The sequence below is a fragment of the Thermosynechococcus sp. Uc genome (assembly GCF_029335995.1).
GTDB lineage: Bacteria > Cyanobacteriota > Cyanobacteriia > Thermosynechococcales > Thermosynechococcaceae > Thermosynechococcus.
In genome coordinates this window covers 1-5,878 of sequence record NZ_JARJMS020000071.1, presented here as the reverse complement: position 1 = coordinate 5,878, position 5,878 = coordinate 1, and the positions used below count along the sequence as shown (strand labels likewise).

The 5,878-nt window shown below is 52.5% G+C and carries 5 protein-coding genes; 2 read left to right on the top strand and 3 right to left on the bottom strand.

Going from position 1 to position 5,878, the window contains the following annotated elements; genetic code table 11:
- Positions 1-144: 144 nt before the first annotated feature.
- The 3 genes from P3X23_RS07940 to P3X23_RS07930 all read right to left on the bottom strand — a co-directional run bounded on the left by P3X23_RS07940 (position 145) and on the right by P3X23_RS07930 (position 3,259).
- Positions 145-987, bottom strand: a complete 843-nt coding sequence (locus P3X23_RS07940) for a sulfurtransferase (protein WP_300875116.1) — start codon at positions 985-987, stop codon at positions 145-147.
- Between the two features lie 13 nt (positions 988-1,000).
- Positions 1,001-2,152, bottom strand: a complete 1,152-nt coding sequence (locus P3X23_RS07935; protein ID WP_300875115.1) for an NAD-dependent epimerase/dehydratase family protein — start codon at positions 2,150-2,152, stop codon at positions 1,001-1,003.
- Between the two features lie 93 nt (positions 2,153-2,245).
- Positions 2,246-3,259, bottom strand: a complete 1,014-nt coding sequence (locus P3X23_RS07930) for a hypothetical protein (protein WP_300875114.1) — start codon at positions 3,257-3,259, stop codon at positions 2,246-2,248.
- A 331-nt stretch (positions 3,260-3,590) separates the two neighbouring features.
- On the opposite strand from P3X23_RS07930, the gene P3X23_RS07925 reads away from it, so the two are divergent.
- Both P3X23_RS07925 and P3X23_RS07920 read left to right on the top strand, forming a co-directional pair.
- Positions 3,591-5,240, top strand: a complete 1,650-nt coding sequence (locus P3X23_RS07925) for a DUF3685 domain-containing protein (protein ID WP_300875112.1) — start codon at positions 3,591-3,593, stop codon at positions 5,238-5,240.
- Between the two features lie 237 nt (positions 5,241-5,477).
- Positions 5,478-5,878, top strand: a 401-nt coding sequence (locus tag P3X23_RS07920; protein ID WP_300875110.1) for an iron uptake porin, incomplete at its 3' end; no start/stop codon positions are given.

Genomic DNA, 5,878 nt, shown 5'->3' with positions numbered 1-5,878 from the left:
GCCAAGGACCACCTGTGTCCAAAAGCCAATCCAACCAAAGCGTTGCAATTCACGGCCAAGACGGTGGAGGGGCTGGGTGGTGCGAGGGGGGGCATTACCGGGAAGACGTTCCATGGTCGCGCGGGGAAGAGAGCTTAGGCTTGATCATAGCGAAGGGTCATCATCATCAGGTACCGCCAAGTAGGAACACCAATCACTCCAACTGCCCGCATAGAGTTTGGTTTGATGGCAGCCAGCGATCGCTAGCCCCAAAATATCCACACAGGCTGTTACCCCAGAGCCGCAATAGACAATAATCTGCTCCGCTGTGGCCAATGGTTGCCAGTAGGCTTGTAGCTCCGCGGCAGACTTGAGTCGTCCCTGCTCATCAGAGATGTCCTGCCACGGATAATTCACAGCGCCGGGAATGTGGCCGGCCACTGGATCAATGGGTTCAATTTCACCACGATAGCGACGGGGTTCACGGGCATCCACAATTACGGTTCGGGGGTCTGCTTGGGCAGCGATGACTGCCGTGCGATCTACGACCCACTCTGGACAGGGATGGGGTTTGAAGTTTCCCTGCCGCGGGGGTGGGATAACCCTAGTAACTGGATACCCCGCTTCAACATAGCTACGATAGCCGCCATCTAGGACTGCCACGCGATCGTGTCCCAGCCAACGTAAAACCCACCAGCAGCGAGCTGCATAGGCAAACCGTGAATCATCATAGGCCAGCAGCAGCGTTTCTGGAGTTACCCCCATTTGGTTGAGCCGTGCTGCTAATTTCTCTGGATCGGGCAAGGGATGACGCCCCCCGTGCAGTTGCCGCGGACTAGAAAGATCCTGCTCTAGGTCGAGATAATACGCTCCCGGAATATGTCCTTGGTGATACTCTCGTTGCCCCCGTTGGGGGTCCATGAGGTCAAAACGGCAATCGGCAATTACAAGAGTTGGATCGGCTAAGTGCTCCGCCAACCAAGAGGCCGTTACGGCATAGGGGATCATCGTTGCCCTGCGGCTAGGCGCGCCATTTCACTTTCGGGAGAATGTGGTTGACATCCACCCGGTCTTTGTATTTGATGGCAAAGTTGAGCAGTGAGTCGAGGAGTGAATCCGACAGATAGTGTGGTTGCAGTCCCAAATCTAGGAGCTTAGTATTTTTGGCGTTAAAGTAATGCTCTTCTTTCTCAACACGGGGGTTTTCCAGATGTTGAATTTCCACCTTAAGGCCAAGGGCTTTACCCGCTTCTTGCACTTTGTGAGCCAGATCGCCCACACTGAACTGCTCTGTAAACTGGTTGAGGACGCGAAATTCACCCGGTGCTGCGGGGGTGTTAACGGCCAATTCAATACACCGCACCGTATCGCGAATATCTAAGAAGCCGCGAGTTTGACCGCCCTTGCCATATACTGTGAGGGGATGTCCAATGGCAGCTTGAATGCAGAAGCGATTGAGGGCAGTACCAAAGATACCATCGTAATCAAGGCGGTTGATCAGCAATTCATCCATGCCCGTTTCTTCGGTGAGCACGCCATAGACCACCCCTTGGTTCAAATCGGTGGCACGCAGTCCCCAAGTGCGGCAAGCAAAGTGGATGTTGTGGCTATCGTGGACTTTACTGAGGTGATAGAAGCTACCGGGCTGCTTAGGATAGGGCAATGTATCCTTGCGACCATTGTGCTCAATGGTGATATACCCCTCTTCAATGTCAATGTTGGGGGTGCCATATTCACCCATGGTGCCCAATTTTACAAGGTGGCAGTCGGGGTTGTGGGTATGAATAGCGTACAGCAGGTTGAGGGTGCCGACCACATTGTTGACTTGGGTGAAGACAGCATGTTCACGATCAATCATGGAGTAGGGGGCGGAGCGCTGTTCACCGAAATGGACGATCGCCTCGGGCTGAAACTCAAGCATGGCGCGCTCAAGGAAGTGATAGTTGCAAATATCGCCAATGTAGAGACCAATTTTTTTGCCAGTGAGATCCTGCCAGCGTTGCAGACGGTGCTGAATAGGGGCAATCGGCGTGAGGGTCTCCACACAGAGTTCAGCATCCCAATGACGCCGAATCAGGCTATCCAAAATCGCGACATCATGACCACGATTTGAAAGATAGAGGGCTGTCGCCCAGCCACAGTAACCATCACCGCCAATTACGAGGACTCTCATGCTAACCGCGCTGAAATCAATAACTACTCCGCCAGCCATTAAATGGCTTCCATACTACGTTACCAGTAATGAGGACGCGGTTGATCCACTAGGTTAGAATTCGGCGGCAGAATCGGGGGAGCACGTTTTAGTTTCGGCAAAGATATGTAATTTAATGGTTTTCCCCGCCAAGTTAATTTGTACAATATCCCCAGAAAGAAAGTCTAAGGCCTCTAATAGGGCCTGTAATTGAGGCGTACTGGCACCAGATTCTTGGTAGAGGCGATCGCTCAACTCACTGAGGCGTTGCCACGTGGTATAAAGCCGTGCAATCGTACTTTCAAGTTGCGCTGCCTGCTGTAGGAGATCGGCCACGGTTTGCAGGTGTTCAAGACGCTGGGCTTCCATAAGGACTTGTTCTAGATCCACGGGGTGGGCGTTGAGGGCTTGAATCTGGGGAGCAGCCTCAAGATAGCGGCTGAGTTGGCGAGCCGTCGCTGTGACTTCCTTAACTGTTTCCACACTGGGGTCGCTAGCCAGTTCTTGGCAGAGTTCCTGCTGCTGCTGGGGGGGGAGCTTTTCTAATTCTTTGACCAAGGGGGCAACATAGCGGGGGGCAAGAATGCGATCGTTGGCCTTTTGGCGCACCACTGGCGGTAGTAGATCAGAGTGCAGGGCAGTCCATTCCTCTTGTAGTTGACGCACTTGGCGGTGGGTGATGCGATCGCCCGCTGCGGCTGCTTGAGTAATTAGGGCTTGAACTTGTGGATCTGCAGTGGCCGTTTCCAAGAATGCCCGCTTACTAAAGCGAGAAATCGCTTCCGGAGGCAGAGGACACTCCTTGAGCAACTCATCGGCGCGATTGGCCAGCTGAATTAAATCATTGGCACGGCCTTTACTAATCTCGTGTTCTTGTAGCCACTGCTGAAAGCCAATACCCCGCTCATCCCCTTGGTGACGATAGCGATCGCGCACTGCCCGTAGGATTTGTCCCCGCCAGATCTCTGTTTGTAGGTCAAAGCGCTCACACACCTGCCATGCTTGGCGCACCTGTTGGAGAAATTCTTCCTCAGAGAGGGGAGTATCCGCAGCCGGAATCGGCAAAACAAAATCAGGCGTTGGCTCCATCGCTCGAAGAAAACCACAGCTTCAGCAGTATAGCCTATGCCAAACAGCAAAGACAGCAAAAGTACAGCACAACAACTTGAAGAGTAAAAGCACAAAAAATGCTCTACTTTACTTGGTCTTCAACTGTACATGGGCACTTGGGGTATTAAAAAGTATGCTAGTGTTCTATGATTGCTCAAATTATCGTTCAACACCTCTACTTTTAAGCTAGAAGAATTTTCAAACTTCCATTGGTGAAGCAGACTGCTGCTCAGCGGTTAACTGCAAGGGTGTGACTTGTCGTTCAATATCTGAATAGTTGTTCTGCTAACCCCAACTCAGTCTCGGTCAAATGCTCATCACCTCTGCCGCTGCTGATGCCTCCCTCAACTTTGGCTTAGTCCTAGTCGAGGGAGAAGATGTTGTGCGCCTTGGCCTGTGGACGGGGATACAACAGCAGTTGGGGATTGAGCCGCTGGTGTTTCACGATGGCCCTAGCTTGGTGACCTACCTTGAAGCAACACCCCTAGATCAGGAACGCCATCCTTGGATTGTGCTCTGTGATGCCCAACTCACAGTCAATGATGCCACAACGCCTTGGCTGTGGCAGTGGTTGAAACAGCACTATCCTGTTTTGCGAGTGATCCTCACCGTCCGACCGGCTGCCCTGGAACTCGTTTCCCTTGCCCAACAAGTGGGCGTGGAAGGCATTTACCATCGCAATACAGCGTTAAGTGATCTCTTGGCAGGAATTCTGGCCATTGCCCAAGGGGCGATCGTTCACACAGTAACGCCCCCAAAGCCCCCCTTGAGTGTGCTCTTTCCCAATCGGTGGAATCGTTGGCGGTATCAGATTCTCCAGCAGGGACTGGGGGAAATGGATGCGTGGTTGCAGGCGTTGGATCAACACTTGGGGCGATCGCACCTTTCTCCCCTCGAACGCTTGGTGTGCGAAGGGCGCTATCGGGAAATTCGTGCCGCCCACTGGCTGGTGTCGCGTTTATTGCCACAGCCGAGTCAAACACCGCCAGCTCCAGCGGTGTCGCCGCTGCGTCCACAAATTGAAATCATTTCTCAACTGGCGGATCGCTGCTTGCAACGGATGCAGTCGGATCTATTGAACCTAACCGCGCAGCCTTTGGAGTTAGAGGTGCTCACCCTACAACAGCGGCGGGAACTACTCTATACCATCCTGCGGCAGTGGGATCTTCTCGTGCGCACTTTGCAAGCGACACCACCTCGTATTGAATTTCTGCACCAGCGGGGTAGCTCCCTACTGCAAGACCTCTGGGAACAGAGCCTGCGGGAGTTTTTTCGTCCCTATCGCTTTGCCCTCGGCAGTGACTTCGACCTCATTGAGCAATTGCTCACAGAAAGGGAAACTGTGGCTAGCGTATATCTAAAGCCGATTCCCTTCGTGGCGGAAATGCTTGCTCATTTACTGGTACAACAGCCCCTTACCCTCCATCAGCAAACCTATCGCTATGGCACCACTGCGGCCTTGGAGCTCCTCGATGCCCTGCTTGATCACTGGTTGCTGACTGTTGCCAATGGCATTGTCTATCCGCTCCTCAATCGGTGTTGTTATAGCGAGGTGATTCAATACACATTTTTTCAGCCACAATACACCTCAACGCGGGAAATGGAACGCTTTCGCAACGCGCTCTCTTGGCATTACCGCTGGCAACGTTGGGTCAAGGAACCGCAAAACATTTTTGAAAGTCGCTTGATTTTACTACGGCTCACAGAGCGAGGGATTCAGGAACTGGTGCTGACCGTCCCCCGGCAAAAAGAGCTAATGCAACTAGAGGGGATTCCCTACGCTTTGACCTTAGCTCTTGAAGCTCGAGATGCCCTAGCTCCCCCAGTCCGTGCAGTTGTGGCTTGGGTCGGCAAGGGGATCGTCTATCTATTGACGCAGGTGATTGGTCGTGGGTTGGGACTCATTGGCCGCGGTATTTTGCAGGGGATTGGTCAGTCACTGGGAGCGCCGCGCTCATAATCTTCTACTTCTTTTAACGTCGAGATAACCTTATCTGGGGAATTCTCTGCTATGTTAGTAGATAGTTCTTCCTCTATCTCCTAGTATTGAGCACCCTAAACGGCAGACAAACCACTAGCCTATTAGATAAAGTAAGATGATCCTTTTTGCGATTCTATGCTAAGGTGAGGGAGGAAGAGCTGCATTTGTCCTTGGTGGCAAAAGCGCTTTTCTGAGGAGTGAAAGGAGTAAAAAATTATGTCTCAAAACGTAGCCCGTTGGGCAGTAAGTTCACCAATAGTGCTTTCTCTGCTAGCTACGGGGGGTATGGCAGTTGCCAATCCAAGCGTTACAGCACCGGCACAGTCTTTACCTTCAAGAACAGAAATTGAACAGAGTCTCGGACAACAAGGCAGTTTGCCTCAGGTTACCTCTGTGAGTCAGCTTTCGGACGTCAGCCCTACCGACTGGGCCTATCAAGCGCTGGCTTCCTTGGTGGAGAAATACGGTTGTATTGTCGGCTACCCTGACGGCACATTCCGCGGCAATCGCGCAGCCACGCGCTATGAAATGGCAGCCGCACTCAATGCCTGCTTGGATGTCATCAGCGACCGCTTTGCAACGAAAGAAGACTTAGAGGCTGTACGTCGTCTCACCGA

Bases quoted from the DNA above. Each gene is read 5' to 3' on its own strand.
- P3X23_RS07940 (WP_300875116.1), bottom strand. From the start codon at position 987: ATGATCCCCTATGCCGTAACGGCCTCTTGGTTGGCGGAGCACTTAGCC.
- P3X23_RS07930 (WP_300875114.1), bottom strand. From the start codon at position 3,259: ATGGAGCCAACGCCTGATTTTGTTTTGCCGATTCCGGCTGCGGATACT.
- P3X23_RS07935 (WP_300875115.1), bottom strand. From the start codon at position 2,152: ATGAGAGTCCTCGTAATTGGCGGTGATGGTTACTGTGGCTGGGCGACA.
- P3X23_RS07925 (WP_300875112.1), top strand. From the start codon at position 3,591: ATGCTCATCACCTCTGCCGCTGCTGATGCCTCCCTCAACTTTGGCTTA.